At 70.2% G+C, this 17,007-nt stretch carries 16 protein-coding genes; 4 read left to right on the top strand and 12 right to left on the bottom strand.

The annotated features are described in order from the left end of the window. Nucleotides 1–68: 68 nt before the first annotated feature. From DES41_RS28510 to DES41_RS28495, 4 genes are all read right to left on the bottom strand, one after another. Entirely contained in the window at nucleotides 69–1,013 is a 945-nt protein-coding gene (locus DES41_RS28510) for a LysR family transcriptional regulator (protein ID WP_114470996.1), read from the bottom strand. Nucleotides 1,014–1,110: 97 nt separating this feature from the next. Then, the gene (locus DES41_RS28505) at nucleotides 1,111–1,308 is read right to left on the bottom strand and encodes a hypothetical protein (protein ID WP_114470995.1); all 198 of its coding nucleotides are present in this window, start codon (nucleotides 1,306–1,308) and stop codon (nucleotides 1,111–1,113) included. 175 nt (nucleotides 1,309–1,483) lie between these two features. Further along, on the bottom strand, nucleotides 1,484–2,458 hold the full coding sequence (locus DES41_RS28500) for a tripartite tricarboxylate transporter substrate-binding protein (protein WP_114470994.1): 975 nt from the start codon (nucleotides 2,456–2,458) through the stop codon (nucleotides 1,484–1,486). A gap of 53 nt (nucleotides 2,459–2,511) precedes the next feature. Further along, nucleotides 2,512–3,906: an alpha/beta hydrolase gene (locus tag DES41_RS28495; protein ID WP_245965905.1), complete on the bottom strand. Its 1,395-nt coding sequence runs from the start codon at nucleotides 3,904–3,906 to the stop codon at nucleotides 2,512–2,514. Nucleotides 3,907–4,091: 185 nt separating this feature from the next. Here DES41_RS28495 and DES41_RS28490 point away from each other — a divergent pair, with 185 nt between their 5' ends. Continuing rightward, nucleotides 4,092–4,895: an IclR family transcriptional regulator gene (locus DES41_RS28490; RefSeq protein ID WP_114470993.1), complete on the top strand. Its 804-nt coding sequence runs from the start codon at nucleotides 4,092–4,094 to the stop codon at nucleotides 4,893–4,895. Nucleotides 4,896–4,901: 6 nt separating this feature from the next. Here DES41_RS28490 and DES41_RS28485 read toward each other — a convergent pair whose 3' ends face one another. From DES41_RS28485 to DES41_RS28470, 4 genes are all read right to left on the bottom strand, one after another. Further along, a complete protein-coding gene (locus tag DES41_RS28485) occupies nucleotides 4,902–6,425 on the bottom strand; it encodes an MFS transporter (RefSeq protein WP_114470992.1) in 1,524 nt (507 codons plus the stop codon). A 93-nt stretch (nucleotides 6,426–6,518) separates the two neighbouring features. Then, nucleotides 6,519–7,520: a Bug family tripartite tricarboxylate transporter substrate binding protein gene (locus tag DES41_RS28480; protein ID WP_114470991.1), complete on the bottom strand. Its 1,002-nt coding sequence runs from the start codon at nucleotides 7,518–7,520 to the stop codon at nucleotides 6,519–6,521. Between the two features lie 28 nt (nucleotides 7,521–7,548). Further along, the gene (locus tag DES41_RS28475) at nucleotides 7,549–8,766 is read right to left on the bottom strand and encodes a CaiB/BaiF CoA transferase family protein (protein WP_114470990.1); all 1,218 of its coding nucleotides are present in this window, start codon (nucleotides 8,764–8,766) and stop codon (nucleotides 7,549–7,551) included. Then, on the bottom strand, nucleotides 8,763–9,767 hold the full coding sequence (locus DES41_RS28470) for a hydroxymethylglutaryl-CoA lyase (protein WP_245965904.1): 1,005 nt from the start codon (nucleotides 9,765–9,767) through the stop codon (nucleotides 8,763–8,765). Before DES41_RS28470 ends, DES41_RS28475 begins: the two co-directional genes overlap by 4 nt. A 99-nt stretch (nucleotides 9,768–9,866) precedes the next feature. On the opposite strand from DES41_RS28470, the gene DES41_RS28465 reads away from it, so the two are divergent. Continuing rightward, nucleotides 9,867–10,799: a LysR family transcriptional regulator gene (locus DES41_RS28465; protein WP_114470989.1), complete on the top strand. Its 933-nt coding sequence runs from the start codon at nucleotides 9,867–9,869 to the stop codon at nucleotides 10,797–10,799. 104 nt (nucleotides 10,800–10,903) lie between these two features. Here the strand turns inward: DES41_RS28465 and DES41_RS28460 are convergent, their stop codons facing one another. From DES41_RS28460 to ilvB, 4 genes are all read right to left on the bottom strand, one after another. Continuing rightward, a complete protein-coding gene (locus tag DES41_RS28460; RefSeq protein WP_114470988.1) occupies nucleotides 10,904–11,875 on the bottom strand; it encodes a Bug family tripartite tricarboxylate transporter substrate binding protein in 972 nt (323 codons plus the stop codon). Between the two features lie 56 nt (nucleotides 11,876–11,931). Then, entirely contained in the window at nucleotides 11,932–12,579 is a 648-nt protein-coding gene (locus DES41_RS28455; protein ID WP_114470987.1) for a 4-carboxy-4-hydroxy-2-oxoadipate aldolase/oxaloacetate decarboxylase, read from the bottom strand. A 54-nt stretch (nucleotides 12,580–12,633) separates the two neighbouring features. Then, nucleotides 12,634–13,563, bottom strand: coding sequence for a LysR family transcriptional regulator (locus tag DES41_RS28450; RefSeq protein WP_114470986.1), 930 nt, complete (start codon nucleotides 13,561–13,563; stop codon nucleotides 12,634–12,636). 85 nt (nucleotides 13,564–13,648) lie between these two features. Beyond that, the gene (gene ilvB, locus DES41_RS28445; protein ID WP_114470985.1) at nucleotides 13,649–15,448 is read right to left on the bottom strand and encodes a biosynthetic-type acetolactate synthase large subunit; all 1,800 of its coding nucleotides are present in this window, start codon (nucleotides 15,446–15,448) and stop codon (nucleotides 13,649–13,651) included. A gap of 89 nt (nucleotides 15,449–15,537) precedes the next feature. Between ilvB and DES41_RS28440 the strand changes: the two genes are divergently transcribed. Both DES41_RS28440 and DES41_RS28435 read left to right on the top strand, forming a co-directional pair. Continuing rightward, the gene (locus DES41_RS28440; protein ID WP_211333104.1) at nucleotides 15,538–16,005 is read left to right on the top strand and encodes an Lrp/AsnC family transcriptional regulator; all 468 of its coding nucleotides are present in this window, start codon (nucleotides 15,538–15,540) and stop codon (nucleotides 16,003–16,005) included. Between the two features lie 145 nt (nucleotides 16,006–16,150). After that, entirely contained in the window at nucleotides 16,151–16,996 is an 846-nt protein-coding gene (locus DES41_RS28435) for a hypothetical protein (protein ID WP_114470984.1), read from the top strand. Nucleotides 16,997–17,007: the final 11 nt, after the last annotated feature.

The following is a 17,007-nucleotide window of genomic DNA, read 5'->3' as shown; positions in this document are numbered from 1 at the left end:
CGGATAGTGAGCGGCCGGTTGTATGGCACCGGTGTGACGCGGCCATGACGCCGCTTGTCACGCGCGCTTCAGAGCACCCGGCCCGACACCCACGGATCGACGGGTTCGCCGCCGTAGTGCTCCACGAGGAACTCGATGAAGGCCCGCGTGCGCCGCGGCAGGTGGCTGCGGCTGGGCACGGCCGCGTAGACGCGGTAGCTGGCCGCGGCCCAGGCCGGCAGCACGCGTTGCAGCGTGCCCGCCCGCAGGTCGTCCGCCACATTGAGCGACAGGGCGCCGGCAATGCCGAAATGCCCGCGCGCCGCCGCGATCAGCACGGCGGCGTTGTGCGACGTGATGGCTGAGCGCTGCGGCTGCAGCGTGGCGGTCTCGGGCGTGCCGTCGCGGCCGTTGGAATGGAACAGCCAGACCTTGCGCTCGAAGGCCGATTCCGGCACCAGGATGGTGTGCTGCAGCAAGTCCTCGGGCTTGGCGATGGGCGCGTGCTGGCGCAGGTACTCGGGCGTGGCGCAAAGCACCACCTCGGCATGCGCGAGCAGCCGCGCGACGAAGTTGCCGTCCAGCGGGTCGGGGTTGTGGATGAGGATCGTCACGTCGGCCGCGTCGTCGGGCACCGTGGCCTCCGGGCTGGACAGCAGCAGCTGGATCTTGAGCCCCGGATGCCGCTGCGCGAAGCGTGGCACCAGCCGCGCCAGGCTGGCGATCAGGAACTCCTGCGGCGCGGCCACGCGCAGCTGGCCGCGGACCTCGCCGGTGGCCTCGCTGGCCTGGTTGTTGGCGTCATCGATGTCCTCGAGGATGCTGCGCACCCGCTCCAGGTACTGCGTGCCCACATCGGTCAGCGACAGTGCGCGCGTGGTGCGGTTCAGCAGCCGGCTCTTGAGCGATTCCTCCAGCTCGGCCACGGCCCGCGTGACCACCGAATTGGCCACGTTGAGCGCGCGCGCCGCGCCGGCGAAGCTGCCTTCGTCCACCACCTTGACGAAGGTGCGCATGGTCTTGAGTTCGTCCATGCGCGCATTGTCTCCGCAGGCTGAGGCGGACGAGCGACCTCCCGGGCTGGGGTGGCGGGCTTGCGAGGCAGGATGGCGTTGTCGCGCCTCGGCGGGCTCAGGGCGCCAGCGTCATGCCGCCGACGGCGCGGAAATTGATCGAGGACAGGTACCACAGGATCAGCGTCGGGATCACGACGGGCAGCGACAGCCCGAGAAACAGCAGCACCGTGAGCAGGAAGGTCTTCATGTCCTCGGCCCAGCGCTTGACCAGTTCGATCAAGTCGACTTCCCAGAAATGCTGTTGCTGCTTCATGGTGGGTACCGAATGGAAATGGCCACGGATGTTTGTACACCTGCGGCTCAGGCCATGTCCATGGGGGGCCAGTGCCATCTGCTGCGCTGCGGATTCTCAAGCGCCTGGCGCGGCGCGCGCGATCTGCCAGCGGCAAGGCCGCTGCACGACCGCCCGCATGGCCTTCGCACGGGGCCTACTTGGCCAGGCCCAGCTTCTCGATGATGAGCTTCTCGGTCTTCATGGTCTCCACCGCATACTTCCTGTAGGTGGCGCTGTCCATGTAGTAGGGCTCCATGTCGAACTTGGCCAGCGACTCCTTGTAGTTGGGCATGTCCATGGCCTTCTTGAAGGCGTCGTGCAGCACCTGCGCGATCTTGGGGTCCGTCCCCTTGGGCACGACCAGGCCGAACGGCGAGGTCTGCACGAGGTTGATGCCCACTTCCTTCAGCGTGGGCGCATCAGGGAACTTGCTGGAACGCTTGTCGCCCCAGGTCGACAGCAGGCGCAGGCGGCCCTGCTCGACGTACGGGCCCCAGCCCGGCGTGTCGGCCACCGACATCACGTGGTTGCCGATCACCGCCTGCAGCGATTCGGAGTTGCCCTTGTAGGGGATGTGGTTCAGCGTGATGCCCGATTGCATCGCGATGTTCTCCATCGTCAGGTGCAGCGTGGTCAGCGCGCCGGGCGTGCCGTAGGTCAGCTGGCCGGGGTGCGCCTTCGCATAGGCGATGTAGTCCTGCATGTTCTTGATTGGCGAATCCGCCGGCACCACCAGCCCGAACGAGTAGCCGGCCAGGCCGATCACGTACTGCAGGTCGGCGACCGGGTCCCAGTTGATCTTCTGCGTGTAGGGCAGGCGGAACACCGGCAACGGGATCTGCGCCAGCGTGTAGCCGTCGGCCGGCACGCTCTGCATCATCTGGGCGGGCAGCACGCCGCCCGCACCGGGCTTGTTCTCGATGATCACGGGCTGGCCGAGGATCTTGGAGGCGTTCTCGGCCAGCACGCGGAACGGCACGTCCGTCGAGCCACCGGCGGTGAAGCCGATCAGCACCTTGATGGCGCGGCTGGGGAAGCGGTCGGACTGCGCCAGCGCAGGGCCGGCCACCAGGCCGGCGGCCAGCAGCAGCAGGGGCAAGGTACGGCGCTTGAAGGATCGTGCGTTCATGGATGATTTCCAGGGGTCGGGCCCCGGCGCGGGCCGGGGCGTTGGGGGAACAATCAGCTGGCGGGGCAGCTGTTGGGTGTGCGCGAGGGCGACGAGAACTTGCAGCCGTAGGCCGGATTGGCCACGGTGGCGCGGTCCAGCACCTCGTCGCCAGCGGGCTTGACGCCGTTCTGCTCCCAGTTCGTCATCGCATCGAAGGCGGCGGTCTGCTCGTCCACCGTGAAGTCGCAATGGCTTACGCCGCGGATGGCGCGCTGCACCAGCCACTTGTCGGTGCCCAGCGCCATGGCGCGCCGCTTGTAGATCTGCTCCATGCTGAACGGCACGTACACGTCGCCCAGCGTGTGGATGGTGACCACCGGCACATCGATGCGCGCGTTGGTCTTGGGGAACCAGCGCAGCCCGTCGCGGCGCAGGCGGTTGGCCTCGGGATCGGCGCGCAGGCGGTAGGCCGCCTGGTTGAAGGCCGCCTCGGCGCCGGTCTGCGCCGGGTCGTTGTCGAACTGGTAGACGACGCCGGTGGTGTCGTAGCCGTCCTTGTTCAGGATGCCGTTGATGGTGCCGTCGCGGCCGAAGGTGCCCCAGACAGTGGCGTTCATGCCGCCCGCGAAGCCTTCGTTGAACATCGGCCGCTCACCGCCGGTGAGCTGCTTGACGATCTCCTTGTACTGGTCGCCCAGCGGCGTCGTGGCGCTCGGGAAGGTGGTGAACAGCGCATTGCGCACCTGCGGCGCCAGCGCGGCCCAGTTGGCCACCGGCCAACTGGTAACAGGCACGCCGACCAGCTGCTGCGCGGCGATCTGCGAGGCGCCGAAGTAGTTGTAGAGCTCGGTGTCGCCGAGCACGCCGCACATCGGCACGGCGCCGGCGTAGCGCACCTTGTGGTTGGCGGTCGCTATGGCCTCGGCGTCGACGGCGGCCGCCGCGATGTGGCCGCCCATCGAGGTGCCGATGATGTAGGTCTTGGCCGGTGCCGCCAGCGTGCGGCCGTTCTGCGCGCCGATCCGCTGGAACGCCAGCGCCAGCGCGTTGGTGTCCTCGATGCCGGCACGCACGTCGTAGTAGTTCTTCGAGAAGCTGGACGCCGCCCAGGCGTAGCCCTTGGCGATCAGGTGCGCGCGGATCGGCGCATCGCTGACGCTGACGGCGGCGCCGGTGCCGCCGTAGCCGTGCGCGTACATGACCAGCATGCCGTTCCAGTTCTTGGGCACCTCGACGCGGTAGCCGGCGCCGTCCAGCACGCCCCACCAGCGGTCGGTCTCGGGCGCGCCTTCGACGGCCGCGAACGGCAGCCGCGCCGGGTCGACCGTGAACTGGCGGGCGTCCTGCGCGCGCGTTTCCTCGGGTTCGGGCGTGTCGTCCCCGCCGCCGCCGCAGGCGCCGAGGGCCAGGGCTGCGGCAATGGACAGGGCGGCGGCGGTGCCGCGGCGCATGGCAATGGATGGCATGGTGAAAGTCTCCACGTGGTGTGATGGTGTCGTTTTATTTCTCCACGCGGAATTCTTTTGATCGTCGTCCGTGGAGATTTTCCAGTATCGATCTCCATGAATTCCCTAACGCCTAGGGAAATCCATGAGAAACGGCAATCCAGCAGCGCCGAATAATTCCGCTAAGCAGAATTACAAGGAAGAACGTGGGACGCACCAGGCAGATCGACTTCGAGGAAGGCGCCGACAGCCGGCGGTTCGTCACTGCGCTGGCGCGGGGGCTGGACGTGCTCGCCTGCTTCAGCGTGGACGAGAAGTGGCTCACCAACACCGAGATTGCAGCCCGCACCAACCTGCCCAAGCCCACCGTGGTGCGGCTCGCTTACACGCTGTGCGTGCAGGGCTACCTGCGCCACTCGCGCGAGAGCGGCAAGTACGCGCTGGGCGACAGCGTGGCGGCGCTGGGCATCACCATGGTCTCCAACCTCAGGCTGCGGCGCATCGCGCGGCCCTACATGCAGGACCTGGCGGACCGCTACGACATCTCCGTGTCGCTGGGCATCCGCAACGGCCTGTCGGTGCTGTACCTGGAGAACTGCCGCTCGGGGGCGCCGCTGTCGCTCGGGCTGGACATCGGCTCGCGCATTCCCATCGCCGACACCGCCATGGGCCACGCCATGCTCGCCGTGATGGAGCCGCGCGAGCGCGACCGCCTGCTGGCCGAAATCCGCCAGGCCGAAGGCGAGCGCTGGCCGCAGGCCCGCCAGGCCATCGACGCGGGCTGCGCGCACTGGCAGGCGCGCGGCTTCACCATCGTCGTGCGCGACTGGCAGACCGACATCAGCGGCGTGGCCGCCGCGATCCGGCAGCCCGATGGCCGCGTGGTGACCATCAACGCGGGCGGCCAGGCCAGCAAGTTCCCGCGCGAGCTGCTGGACCAGGAGATCGGCCCGCAGCTCGCGCGCATGGTCAAGGGCCTGGAATCCTTCGTGCGCAGCGAGGAGATGTAGCCGCCTTCAGTGCGGTGCCGCCGCCAGGTCCACCCCGCGCAGCATGCGCGCCACCAACCAGGCGGCCGCGCCCACCAGCAATGCGCCCACCAGCGCGATGGCCTGCAGCGCATCCGTGAATCCTCCTTGCGCCGCCTGCAGCAGCGCCGCGCCCTGCGCCGACGGCAGCACCTGCGCCAGGTGCACGGCGCCACCCAGCGATGCGCCGGCCGCCAGCACCGCGTCGGCCCCCAGCCCCGTGGGCCAGGCGGACGCGAGCCCGTGGCGGTAGACCACCATGCCGGCGCTGCCCAGCAGTGCGATGCCTAATGCGCCGCTGAACTCCGATGCGGTTTCCGACAACGCGGACGCGGCGCCGGCGCGCTCGGGCGGCGCGGTGGTGATGATGATTTCGTTGCCGATGGTGAACACCGGCGCCATGCCAAGGGCCATGACGACCGTGGCCGGCAGCAGCGTCCACAGGCCCTGCCCCGCCGCCAGTAGGCCGAAGCCCAGCGCCGCGGCCACCAGGCCGACCACCAGCACCCGTGCGCGCGGCCAGCGCGCGGCCAAGGTGGGCGCCAGCAGCGACCCGGCGACGAACGACAGCGCCCACGGCAGCGTCGCCAGCCCGGCGTGCAAGGGCGTGAGCCCCAGCACCAGCTGCAGGTACTGCGTGATGAAGATGTAGACGCCGAACATCGCCAGGCAGGTCAGCGCATAGGCCGCCAGCGCGGCGCAGAACGGCGCGTGCGCGAACAGCCGCACATCGAGCAGCGGATAGTCGATGCGGCCCTGGCGGCGCACGAACAGCGCGCCCACGGCCAGGCCCAGCAGCGTGGTGGCGAGCGATCCGGCGGCGGGCCCGTGCTCGGCCATCTGCTTGAGCCCGTAGATCGTCAGCAGCACGGCCGCCAACGACAGCGCCACGCTGGCCAGGTCGAGCCGGCCCGCTTGCGGATCGCGGTACTCGGGCAGCAGGCGCGGGCCGAGGGCCAGCGTCAGCGCCATCACCGGCACGTTGATCCAGAACACCGAACCCCAATGGAAATACTCCAAGAGCACGCCGCCCACCAGCGGCCCGATGGCACTGCCGAGCGAGAAGGCCGCGATCCAGATGCCGATGGCGAACTGGCGCTGCCCGGCGTCGTGGAACATGTTGCGGATCAGCGCCATGGTCGACGGCGCGATGGTGGCGCCGGCCAGGCCCAGCAGCGCACGCGCCGCGATCAGCAGCGCGGCCGTGTCGGCCAGCGCTGCGAGGGCCGATGCGCCTGCGAAGAACGCCGCGCCGATCAGCAGCAGCCGGCGCCGGCCGATACGGTCGCCCAGCGTGCCCATGGTGATCAGGAAGCCCGCGACGAAGAAGCCGTAGATGTCCAGGATCCAGAGAAGCTGCCCGCCGGAAGGCTGCAGCTCGCGGCTCAGCACGGGCAGCGCGAGGTTCAGCACCGTGAGGTCCATCGAGTAGACCAGGCAGGGCAAGGCGACGACGGCCAGGCCGGTCCATTCGCGCGCCGTGGCGCGAGGGGGAGAGGGAGAAAGAGACATCGGCGGAATCTACAGGCAGCCCATGTCTGCACGACGGACGAAGACCCGCCACATCGACACGCCCGCCGCGGGCGGCGCCCGCCCGCGTGGGCCTCAGGTCGCCTGCACGCCCGCGGCCTTCACGATGCGGGCGTACTTCTCCTTCTCTGCCCGAAAGAACGCGGCCGCGGCCTCGGGGCCGGTCGGATTGATCGCATTGCCCTGCTTGAGCATGGCGTCGCGGACCTCGGGCGTGGCCATGGCCGCGACGAAGGCCTGGTGGATCTGCTGCACGTTGGCCGCCGGCAGCCGCGCCGGGCCGATGACGCCGAACCAGCCTTCGACCACGTAGCCCGGCAGGCCCTGTTCGGCCACCGTGGGCAGGTCCGGCAGCACCGGCGAGCGCGCCGCGGTGCCGACGCCCACGGCCACCAGCCCGCGGCTCTGCAGATGCGCCTGGATCGCCGGCACGGCGATGACGCCCATGTCGACCTGGCCGCCGAGCAGGTCGGCCACCAGCGGGCCGGTGCCTTTGTACGGAACGTGCTGCGCCGTCACGCCGGCCTCCTCCAGGAACATCGCGGCCGCCAGGTGCAGGATGGTGCCGTTGCCGGCGGACCCGTAGTTGTACTTGCCGGGATTGGCCTTCAGCAGCGCGATGAGCTCCGGCACGGTCTTCACCGGCAGCTTGTGCGGATTGACGACCACCGCCAGCGGCGTCGAGCCCAGCACCGTGATCGGCGTGATGTCGGCGATCGGGTCGAACGGCAGGCTCTTGTAGACGCTCGGAAAGATCACGTGGTTGTTGGACACCACGCTCAGCGTGAAGCCGTCGGGCGCCGCCTTGACCAGCGTGGCAGTGCCGGTGATGCCGCCCGCGCCGGGCTGGTTCTCGACGACGACGGGATGCCGCAGCTGCAGCGCCAGGGCGGGCGCGCAGGCCCGCACGATGGTGTCGACACCGGAGCCCGCGCTGACGGGCAGCACGAAGCGCACAGGCCGGTCGCTGGACTGGGCACGGCCGATGCCTGGCGCGGCCAGGACGCCCGCAGCGGCCAGGGTCAGCAGCTGGCGGCGCCGCAGTGCGGTGGTGCGTGGGGTGGTGGTGGAGCGCATCCTTGTCTCCTTCGTTGGTATGGGTGGTTCAGGCGATGCAGGCTTGCGCGCGCAGCGCGGCGATCTGCGCGGCGTCGTAGCCCAGGCCCTGCAGCAACGCGTCGGTGTGCTCGCCGAGCAGTGGCGGATCGAGGCGCACACCCAGCCGCTCGCCATCCAGCGCGATGGGGAACAGGGCGGTCTTGGCAGTCTGGCCAGCGCGTTCGCCATCGGGCAGGCGGATGTCGGCCAGCCCGCCCGTGCCCAGCAGGTGCGGATCGTCGTACAGGTCCTCGGGCCGGACGATGGGCGCGAACGGCAGGCCGTGGCGCTCGAAGATGTCCGACAGCTCGGCCGCACTGCACGGCGCCAGCCGGCGGCGCAGTTCGGCCAGCATGGTCGGCCGCGCCAGCACGCGCTGGTTGTTGGTGGCCAGCAGCGGATCGGCCATCAGGTCGTCGAAGCCCATGGCGCGGCAGAAGGTTGTCCACTGCGCGTCGCTGACAGCCGCCAGGAAGATCTGTTCGCCGTCCTTGACCGTGAACACGTCGTACAGCGCCCAGGCCGAGATGCGCTCCGGCATGGGCGCGGCCGGCTGGCCGGTGATGGCGTACTGCAGCATGTGCTGGCCGACCAGGAACACGTTGTTCTCGAACAGCGCCGACTGCACATGCTGGCCCTGGCCGGTCACGCCGCGGCGCATCAGCGCGGCCATCGCGCCGATGGCGCCGAACATGCCGCCCATGATGTCGTTCACGCTGCTGCCGGCGCGCAGCGGGTCGCCCGGCCGGCCTGTCATGTAGGCCAGGCCGCCCATCATCTGCACCACCTCGTCGAGCGCCGTGCGGTGCTCGTAGGGGCCGGGCAGGAAGCCGGCGTGGTCCACGTAGACCACGCGCGGGTTGAGCCGGGACACCGCCGCGTGGTCCAGCCCGTACTTGGCCATCACGCCGGGCTTGAAGTTCTGCGCCACCACATCCGCGCCGGTGCACAGCTTGAGCGCGACCTCCAGCCCCTGCGGGCTGCGCAGGTCGAGCGCGATGCTCTTCTTGTTGCGGTTGAACATGGGGAAGAAGCCGGCGCCGGCGCCGAGCAGGCGCCGCGTGCGGTCGCCTTCGACGGGCTCGACCTTGATGACCTCGGCCCCCAGGTCGGCCAGCACCATGCCGCAGGTCGGTCCCATCACCATGTGCGTGAACTCGACGACCCGCACGCCGGCCAGTGGAAGCGCCGCGGCGTCGGTGCCCGGTTGTTGCGGTGCGTTCATCGGTCTTGGCTTTCAGCCACTGCGCGGGCCGCAACAGGCGCCGGGGCGAAGGTCTTGGGAAGGCCGGCCCGCCACAGCGTGCCGTGCAGCGTCTGCCCGTCCAGCCAGGACGCCACCCTGGCGCGCAGCTGCAACAGGGCGTGCAAATCGACACCGGTGGCCACGCCCATGCTTTCGAGCATGAACAGCAGGTCTTCCGTCGCGACATTGCCGCTGGCCCCCGGCGCATGCGGGCAACCGCCGATGCCGGCGATGCAGGCGTCGAACCGTGTCACGCCGACTTCCAGCGCGGCATAGGCGTTGGCCAGCCCCAGGCCGCGTGTGTCGTGGAAATGGCCGCACCACAGGCGGTCGCCGGCGATGCGCAAGGCCTTCTCGAACAGGCTGCGCACCATGGCCGGATCGGCATAGCCGACGGTGTCGGCCAGGCTCACGCGGTCGGCGCCGGCATCGAGCAGGCCCTGCATCAGGCGCAGCACCTCGCTCTCGCGCACCTCGCCCTGCAGCGTGCAGCCGAAGGCCGTGCCCACGCCGCCGTCGATCAGCGTGCGCGCGCCGCTGGCGTCGCGCGCGGCGCGCATGCGCGCCACCTCGGCCACCACCTCGTCCGGGGTCTTGCGCAGGTTGGCCAGGCTGTGGGCGTGGCTGGCCGACAGCGGCACCATCATCAGGTCGGCGCCGCACGCCAGCGCCCGCTCGGCTCCCTTGAGGTTGGGCACCAGCACCGAGGCGAACAGGCCAGGCAGGGTCTTGGCGAATGCCAGGACCTCTTCGGTGTCGGCCAGTTGCGGCAGCAGGCGGGCGGGCACGAAGGAGCCGACCTCGATCTCGCGCTGGCCCGCCGCATGGGCCTGGCGCAACCAGTCGAGCTTGTGGGCGGTCGGCAGCACCATGGCGATGCTTTGCAGGCCATCGCGCAAGCCGACTTCGCGCACCACGGCCTCGCGTGGAAGAAAGGGGTGGCAGATCGTCGGGTCGGGGTCCGTGGCGGCTGCATGCATCGTGTCGTCTCCTGTTGCAGACGATTCTAGAAATTCCACAATAGAATCGAATGGTCATTCGGAAACTGCAAAGTTCCTTCTCGGAACATCTTGAGCCCCATGCGCGACCTGGACCTGACCACCCTGCGGCTGTTCGCGTCCGTGTGCGAGACGGGCAGCCTGCGCATGGCGGGCGAGCGCGCGAACCTGGTGGGTTCTGCCATCAGCAAGCGCCTGGCCCAACTCGAAGACACGCTTCGCACGCCCTTGCTCACCCGTCGCCGCCATGGCATGGCACCCACGCCAGCAGGCCAGACCTTGCTCGAACACGCGCGCGCCGTGATCGCCCGCGTGGAGCAGATCGAACGCGACATGGCCAGCTATGCCGACGGCGCGAGCGGCCACGTGCAGGTGGTCTGCACGTCGTCAGTGCTGCAAAGCCCCCTGGCGCAGGACGTGGCCGCCTTCCTGCGCACCGAAGCGCATGCCCGCATCCAGGTCAGCATGGAGGAGCAGGCCAGCCACGGGGTGGTCCAGTGCGTGCACGACGGGCAGGCGTCCATCGGCCTGTGCTGGGACGCCGTGGACCTGCGCGGGCTGCAGGCACAGCCGTACCGCCAGGACCACCTGGCGATGGTGATGCATGCGTCCCATCCGCTGGCGCGCCATGCGGCGCTGGACTTCGCGCAGACGCTGGACTGCCAGCAGGTCGGCCTGCCCGCCACCACGGCCCTGCAGCTGCTGCTGCGGCGCGTGGCCTCGGAGCACGGCAAGACACTGGTCAACCGCGTCGTGGTGGCGAACTTCGACGCAGCGCTGCGCGTGGTGCAGGCCGACCTGGCCATCAGCGTGGTGCCGATGGAAGTGGCGCAGCTCTATGCGGACGCCGCCGGGCTGGTGCTGGTGCCGCTGCGCGACGCCTGGGCGCAGCGCCAGTTCGTCGCGTGCTACCGCTCCGAAAGCGCGCTGTCGGCGGCAAGCAAGCTGTTGCTGGCGCACCTGGCCACTGCCGACCCCCGCGCTGAGCAGCGCGCGCTGAGCGGCGCGCGCTGAGCGGCTCGCGGCCGCAGAATGCAATGACCCGATCCATCCCGCGCGGGATGGTCTGCAGCGCCTGTGTTGGCGCGCGCCTCAAGACTCAAGCAGCCGGGCCGGGCTCAGTCCAGCGTCGCGCCCGTCAGCTTGACCAGGCCGGCGTAGCGCTGCAGCTCGGCATTCCAGAACGCGGCGAAGCTGGCCGCCGTGCCGGGCCGCAGTTCGGCGCCCACGTCGGTCAGCCGCTTGCCGAGGTCACCCGCCTGGAAGGCGGCCTGCACCGCGCCGTTGAGCCGCTCGACGATGGCGGCCGGCGTGCCGGCCGGGGCCGCCAGGCCATACCAGGCGTTCATCTGCATGCCCTTGATGCCGAGCTCCTCGAAGGTCGGCACGCCAGGCAGCAGCGGATGCCGCGTGGCCGAGGCCACCGCGACCGCCCGCACCTTGCCGCCCTTCAGCTGGCCGTAGGCGCCGGTGTCCAGCATGTAGTCGAGCTGGCCGCCCATGACATCGGTCAACGCGGGTGAGCTGCCTTTGTAGGGCACGTGGATGACGTCGATGCCCGCGATGGACTTGAACAGCTCCCCAGCCAGGTGGGCCGAATTGCCGACGCCGCCCGAACCGTACGACAGCTTGCCCGGCGTGGCCTTGGCGGCCTGCACGATGTCGGCCGGCGACTTGTAGGGCGCACCGGCGGCCACGATCATGACGCTGGGAATCACGGCCAGCGAGGCCACCGGCGTGAAGTCCTTGACCGGGTCGAAGCCGGTGCGCTTGTACAGGTAGGGGTTGGCCGAGTTGGTCGAGCTGGTGGCCAGCAGCAGCGTGTAGCCGTCGGCCGGCTGGCGGATGAACTGCTGCGTGCCGATGTTGCCGCCCGCGCCGGCGATGTTGTCGACGACCACGCTCTGGCCCAGCTGCACGCGCAGCGCCTCGGCCACCGCGCGGCCCACGGCGTCGGCGCCGCCGCCCGCCGGCCAGGGCACGACCAGCCGGATCGGCTTGGACGGATAAGTCTGCGCCAGGGCGGCCGGGCCGCCCACGGCCAGTGCCGCGCCGAGCGCGCACAGGCGAAGAAATTGCGTTCTGTTCATGCTGATGTCTCCTTGGAAATGAAGGCTTGCCGTTGCGCGCGGCGGCGCGTATGTGCTCAGTGCAGGCCGAAGCGGCGCAGCGTCTCGGCCAGGCCCAGCAGTTCGACGGTGGAGACGCCCTGCGCGATGGCCTCGCGCTGCTGCGCTTCCTTGTCCTCGCGCGCCAGGCTGGCGGCGATGGTGGCGTCCACGCGCTCGTGCGGCACCACGGCCACGCCATCGCGGTCGCCGACGACGATGTCGCCCGGCCGGATCGTCACGTCGCCGATGCTGACCGGCACATCGACGCGGCCCGGCTGGTTCTTGCCCGTGCCCTTGATCGACAGGCCGCGGCAGAACACCGGAAAGCCCAGCTCGATGATGAGGTTGGCATCGCGCACGCAGCCGTTGATGAGCAATCCGGCGATGCCGCGCTGCATGGCCTGCAGCGTCAGCACATCGCCCCAGGGGCCAGCCTCCATGAAGCCTTTGGCATCGACCACCAGCACATCGCCGGGCCGCGCCTTCTGCACGGCGTAGTGCAGCATCAGGTTGTCGGCGGGCCGGCAGTCGACGGTGTAGGCCGGACCGGCCAGGCGGCAGGCCGGGTCGATCGGCTTGATGCCGTGGTCCAGCGCGCCCTGGGCGCCCTGGGCTTCGTAGACGGTGGCGGCGCCCAGCTGGCGCAGCATGGCGAGGGGATCGGACAGGGGTGGAGTCGGCATGGGCGCGCATCTTCGGTCAAGGCGCCGGCCAGGCACAGCAGCGATTGCTGAGCCTTACTTCAGCTTTTCTGAAGTTCTGGCGCGCCGGTCCGTCGCCGGTGCGGTGGACTGCAACAGCGCCAGCATGCGTTCGACCAAGGGGTTGTCGCCGTCCGCGCGCGTGACCGCCATCACCACTGTGCGCGTCTTCAAGGCCGGGATCGGCAAGAACACGAGATCGCTCTGGCCGCGCTCGGCCACCGACGCGCCCACGATGGCGTAGCCCAGGCCGGCGGCCACCAGGGCCAGCGCGGTGTGGATCTCGATCGCCTCGTGGTCCACGCGCGGCTGCGCGCCGGCCTGCAGCAGCGCCGCGAGCACGCGCTGCGCGAAGCCGCTGTGCGGGTCCTTGGGGTAGCTGATCAGCGGCAGGCCGTCCAGGTCGGCCACCGCGAGCCGGCGCCGGCGCGCCAGGGGATGCTGCGCCGACAGCGCGACGACGAAGGGGTCCTCGAACAAGGGTGTGTGCCGCAGGTCGGCCAGCGGCTCGGGCGCCAGCGCGAAGCGCGACAGGCCCAGGTGGATGCGTCCGCTGCGCAGCTGGGCCGGCTGGTGCTCGGACAGCATCTCGACCAGTTCGAGCTTGACCTCTGGATGGGCCTGGCGGAAAGCGTGCAGGGCGCTGGGCAGCCGCGAATTGAGCAGCGAGCGCACGAAGCCGATGCCGAGCCAGCCGCTGCGGCCCGCCGCCAGTTCGCGCGACTCCTGCTCCAGCCGCTGGCCGTCGCGCAGCAGGGCCTGGGCGCGCGGCAGGAAGAAGTGGCCCAGCGGCGTGAGCACCATGGGCCGGGCGCTGCGGTCGAACAGCGCGCCGCCCAGGCTGGACTCCAGCTGCGCCATCTGCATGCTGAGCGCGGTCGGCGCCACATGCAGCCGCTCGGCCGCGCGCGCCAGCGTGCCGCAAGCGGCCACCTCGCAGAAGTAGCGCAGCTGGCGGAAGTTCATGGGTGGATGGCCGTCCCGCGCATGGCAGGACGGGCGCGGATCGTAGCAGTCTCCCCTGCCCTGGCGCCGCGCACGCGGCCTGGCCTCAGGCAGCGGCGCTGTCGTCCTCGTCCCGGTACCACCGGTCCTTGCCCAGCATCACCCGGTGGTGGCCGGCACCGGCGGGCATCATGGGGAAGCAGTTCTCCTGCGCGGCCACCTGCACGTCGAGGAAGAACGGCCCGTCGTACGCCAGGCACTCGGCCAGCGCGGCATCGAGCTCGGCCGGATCGGACACGCGCCGCGCGCCCCAGCCGAAGGCCTTGGCCAGCGCCACGAAGTCGGGCAGCGCGGCGTTCCAGCTGTGCGAGAGGCGGTTGCCGTGGTTCAGCTCCTGCCACTGCCGCACCATGCCCATGTAGCCGTTGTTGGACAGCACCAGCTTGACGGGTGTCTTGTGCTGCACGGCGGTGGACAACTCCTGGATGTTCATGAGCACCGAGGCGTCGCCGCTCACGCAGACGCACAGGGCATCGGGGTGCGCCACCTGCGCCCCGATGGCGGCCGGCAGACCGTAGCCCATGGTGCCGGCACCGCCGGACGTGAGCCAGCGGCGCGGCCGCTCGAAACGCAGGTACTGCGCGGCCCACATCTGGTGCTGGCCGACATCGGTGGAGACGATGGCGTCGCGCCCGGCGATCTGCGCCTGCAGCGTGGCCATGAGCTGCTGCGGCAGGATGGCCTCGGCCTGCGGCGTGAAGTCCAGACAGCGCTGGGCGCGCCAACGCTCCACGCGCTGCCACCAGGGCGCGAGCCGCGCGGGGTCGAGGCCGCGCAGTTCGGGCAGGGCCAGCAGCGCGTCGAGCACGGCGCCGCAGTCGCCGACGATGGGCACGTCGACCTGCACCGTGCGGTGGATGGCGCTGGGGTCGATGTCGATGTGGATCTTGCGGGCGTGCGGGCAGAACTCGTCGAGCTTGCCGGTCACGCGGTCGTCGAAGCGCGCGCCCACGTTGACCACCAGGTCGGCCTCGTGCATGGCCAGGTTGGCCTCCAGCGTGCCGTGCATGCCGAGCATGCCCACGAACTGCGGATCGGACGCGGGGAACGCACCCAGCCCCATCAGCGTGAGCGTGCAGGGGCCGCCGACCTGGCGCACCAGTTGCGCGAAGGCTGCGCAGGCCGCCGGCCCGGCGTTGACCAGGCCGCCACCGCCGTAGAACACGGGCCGACGCGCCGTGGAGATCAGGTCGGCCGCGCGCTGCAGGCTGCCGCGCGGCAGGCTCGTGCCCTGCGCCGCGCGCAGGGGCCGCGCCGCCACGGGCTGGCCCACGGGTGCGAGCTGCACATCCTTGGGCACGTCGAGCAGCACCGGGCCGGGCCGCCCGCCCGCGGCGATGGCCAGCGCACGGCGCACCGCGTCGCCGACCTGGGCGGCGCTGCGCGGCTGGAAATTCCACTTGGTCACGGGCCGCGACATGCCCAACGCATCGCTCTCCTGGAAGGCCTGGGTGCCGATCACGGCCGTGGCCACCTGGCCGCTGATGCACAGCACGGGCACGGAATCGCTCATCGCATCGAGCAGGCCCGTGATGGTGTTGCCCACGCCGGGGCCGGAGGTGACCAGCACCACGCCGACCTTGCCCGTGCTGCGCGCATAGCCCTCGGCCGCGTGCACAGCGGCCTGCTCGTGGCGCACGAGGATGTGGCGCAACCGCGGCTCGCCGTGCAGCGCGTCGTACAGCGGCAGCGCGGCGCCGCCGGGGTAGCCGAACAGGGTGTCGACGCCGCCGTCGATCAGGGCGTCCAGCAGGGCCTGGGCGCCGTTGCGCGGAGCGGCGGGCACCGCTGGCAGGGCGGCCGTCGGAAGGGATGGCCGGGTGTCGAGGACGTCGGTGGTTTTCATAGCCTCCATTTTTTAGGCTGCGGCGCAGAATAGGCTTCTGATTTTTCGATATTCCGGCACCATAGTCCGAAATTCATACGGAGAAACCCATGTCTAGCGGAAAAGCATTCGACAAGACCGACCTGGCCATCCTGCGCATCCTGCTGCAGGACGCGCGGCGCACGCTGCAGGAGATCGGTGCCGAGGTGGGGCTGTCGCCCACCAGTTGCTGGAGCCGCATCAAGCGGCTGCAGGACGAAGGGGTGATCAAGCGCTACACGGTGGACGTGGACCCGGCCAGCCTGGGCTACCAGGACACGGTGATCGTGCAGCTCACGCTGGAGAGCCACACGGAGGACACGCTCTACGCCTTCGGCCAGGTGCTGGCCACCATCCCCGAGATCCTGGAGGCCTACCTGGTCTCGGGGGACTACGACTACTACATCCGCATCGCCGTGCGCGACACGCGCGACTACGAGCGGCTGCTGCGCGAGAAGCTCTACAAGATCCCCGGCATCCGGCACAGCAAATCCCACTTCGTGCTGCGCGTGCTGAAGGAGTCCACCGTGCCGGTGTAAGAGGCTGCGCGCGGACGGATGCGCCCCCCACCTACAGGCGGTGCGTCCACCCTGGCGTCGCCCGCGCGGGTGGTTCCGGCCGAGCATCTGTTCTGCTGCCAAGCCCGCGCAGCGACCATGGCGCACAGCCGGAAAGGCGACAGCAATGAGCAGCAGACGGAAGCCCCGAAGCAACCCGAAGACCCGCAAGGCCGTGGTGGCCGCCCTTGGCCTGTGCGCCAGCGGCGCCTGGGCGCAAGGCCTGGTGCTGCCCGAGCAGCGCGTGTGGCTGCAGGTCTCGGCCTACCGGCCCAACGTGGATTCCCGGGTGCGGCTGGACGATACCGAGAGCGTGCTGCAGGGCACACCGCTGGACGGCGAGAACGACTTCGGCCTGGCGCGCCGCAAGACCGTGCCGGCCGTGCTGCTGGGCGGCCGGCTGTCCGAGCGCTGGCGCGCCGAGTTCGAGTACTTCTCGCTGAACCGCAGCGGCAGTGCCACGACCGACGGCATCCGCTTCGGCGACGGCCAGTTCGTGGCCGACATCGACACGCAGATGCGCACGCGCACCTACCGGCTCAGCGCGGGCTATTCCTTCCTGAAGCAGGCCGACCGCGAGGCCGGCGTGCTGGTCGGCGCGCATGTGACGGACGCACTCCTGCGCGTGCAGGGCGCGGCCATCGTCAACGGCCAGCCAGTGGGCGCCTTCACCGAGCGGCGCTCGGAAACCGTGCCGGCGCCCACCGTCGGCCTGTACGGCAGCTACCGGCCTGGCGCCGGGCGCTGGGAGTTGAACGGCCGCATCGATCTGTTCAAGCTGAACATCGGCGACTACGACGGCCGCCTGGTGAACCTGCAGGCCAATGCGCTGTACCGCGTCACGCCCAACGTGGGCGTCGGCCTGGGCTGGCGCTACCACGACCTGCGGGTGGACGCCGATGCGCGCAACTTCTCGGGCGAGATCAAGTACCGCATGAACGGCCCGCAGCTGTTCCTGCAGGCCGGGTTCTGAACAGAGCCGCC

Origin of the sequence: Pseudorhodoferax soli, assembly GCF_003337555.1 — a bacterium.
Lineage (GTDB): Bacteria > Pseudomonadota > Gammaproteobacteria > Burkholderiales > Burkholderiaceae_C > Pseudorhodoferax > Pseudorhodoferax soli.
Note: the sequence above shows the minus strand (reverse complement) of the source record. Positions and strands in the feature narration are given on the sequence as shown.

Bases quoted from the DNA above. Each gene is read 5' to 3' on its own strand.
- DES41_RS28510 (WP_114470996.1), bottom strand. From the start codon at position 1,013: ATGGACGAACTCAAGACCATGCGCACCTTCGTCAAGGTGGTGGACGAA.
- DES41_RS28505 (WP_114470995.1), bottom strand. From the start codon at position 1,308: ATGAAGCAGCAACAGCATTTCTGGGAAGTCGACTTGATCGAACTGGTC.
- DES41_RS28500 (WP_114470994.1), bottom strand. From the start codon at position 2,458: ATGAACGCACGATCCTTCAAGCGCCGTACCTTGCCCCTGCTGCTGCTG.
- DES41_RS28495 (WP_245965905.1), bottom strand. From the start codon at position 3,906: ATGCCATCCATTGCCATGCGCCGCGGCACCGCCGCCGCCCTGTCCATT.
- DES41_RS28485 (WP_114470992.1), bottom strand. From the start codon at position 6,425: ATGTCTCTTTCTCCCTCTCCCCCTCGCGCCACGGCGCGCGAATGGACC.
- DES41_RS28480 (WP_114470991.1), bottom strand. From the start codon at position 7,520: ATGCGCTCCACCACCACCCCACGCACCACCGCACTGCGGCGCCGCCAG.
- DES41_RS28475 (WP_114470990.1), bottom strand. From the start codon at position 8,766: ATGAACGCACCGCAACAACCGGGCACCGACGCCGCGGCGCTTCCACTG.
- DES41_RS28470 (WP_245965904.1), bottom strand. From the start codon at position 9,767: ATGCATGCAGCCGCCACGGACCCCGACCCGACGATCTGCCACCCCTTT.
- DES41_RS28465 (WP_114470989.1), top strand. From the start codon at position 9,867: ATGCGCGACCTGGACCTGACCACCCTGCGGCTGTTCGCGTCCGTGTGC.
- DES41_RS28460 (WP_114470988.1), bottom strand. From the start codon at position 11,875: ATGAACAGAACGCAATTTCTTCGCCTGTGCGCGCTCGGCGCGGCACTG.
- DES41_RS28455 (WP_114470987.1), bottom strand. From the start codon at position 12,579: ATGCCGACTCCACCCCTGTCCGATCCCCTCGCCATGCTGCGCCAGCTG.
- DES41_RS28450 (WP_114470986.1), bottom strand. From the start codon at position 13,563: ATGAACTTCCGCCAGCTGCGCTACTTCTGCGAGGTGGCCGCTTGCGGC.
- ilvB (WP_114470985.1), bottom strand. From the start codon at position 15,448: ATGAAAACCACCGACGTCCTCGACACCCGGCCATCCCTTCCGACGGCC.
- DES41_RS28440 (WP_211333104.1), top strand. From the start codon at position 15,538: ATGTCTAGCGGAAAAGCATTCGACAAGACCGACCTGGCCATCCTGCGC.
- DES41_RS28435 (WP_114470984.1), top strand. From the start codon at position 16,151: ATGAGCAGCAGACGGAAGCCCCGAAGCAACCCGAAGACCCGCAAGGCC.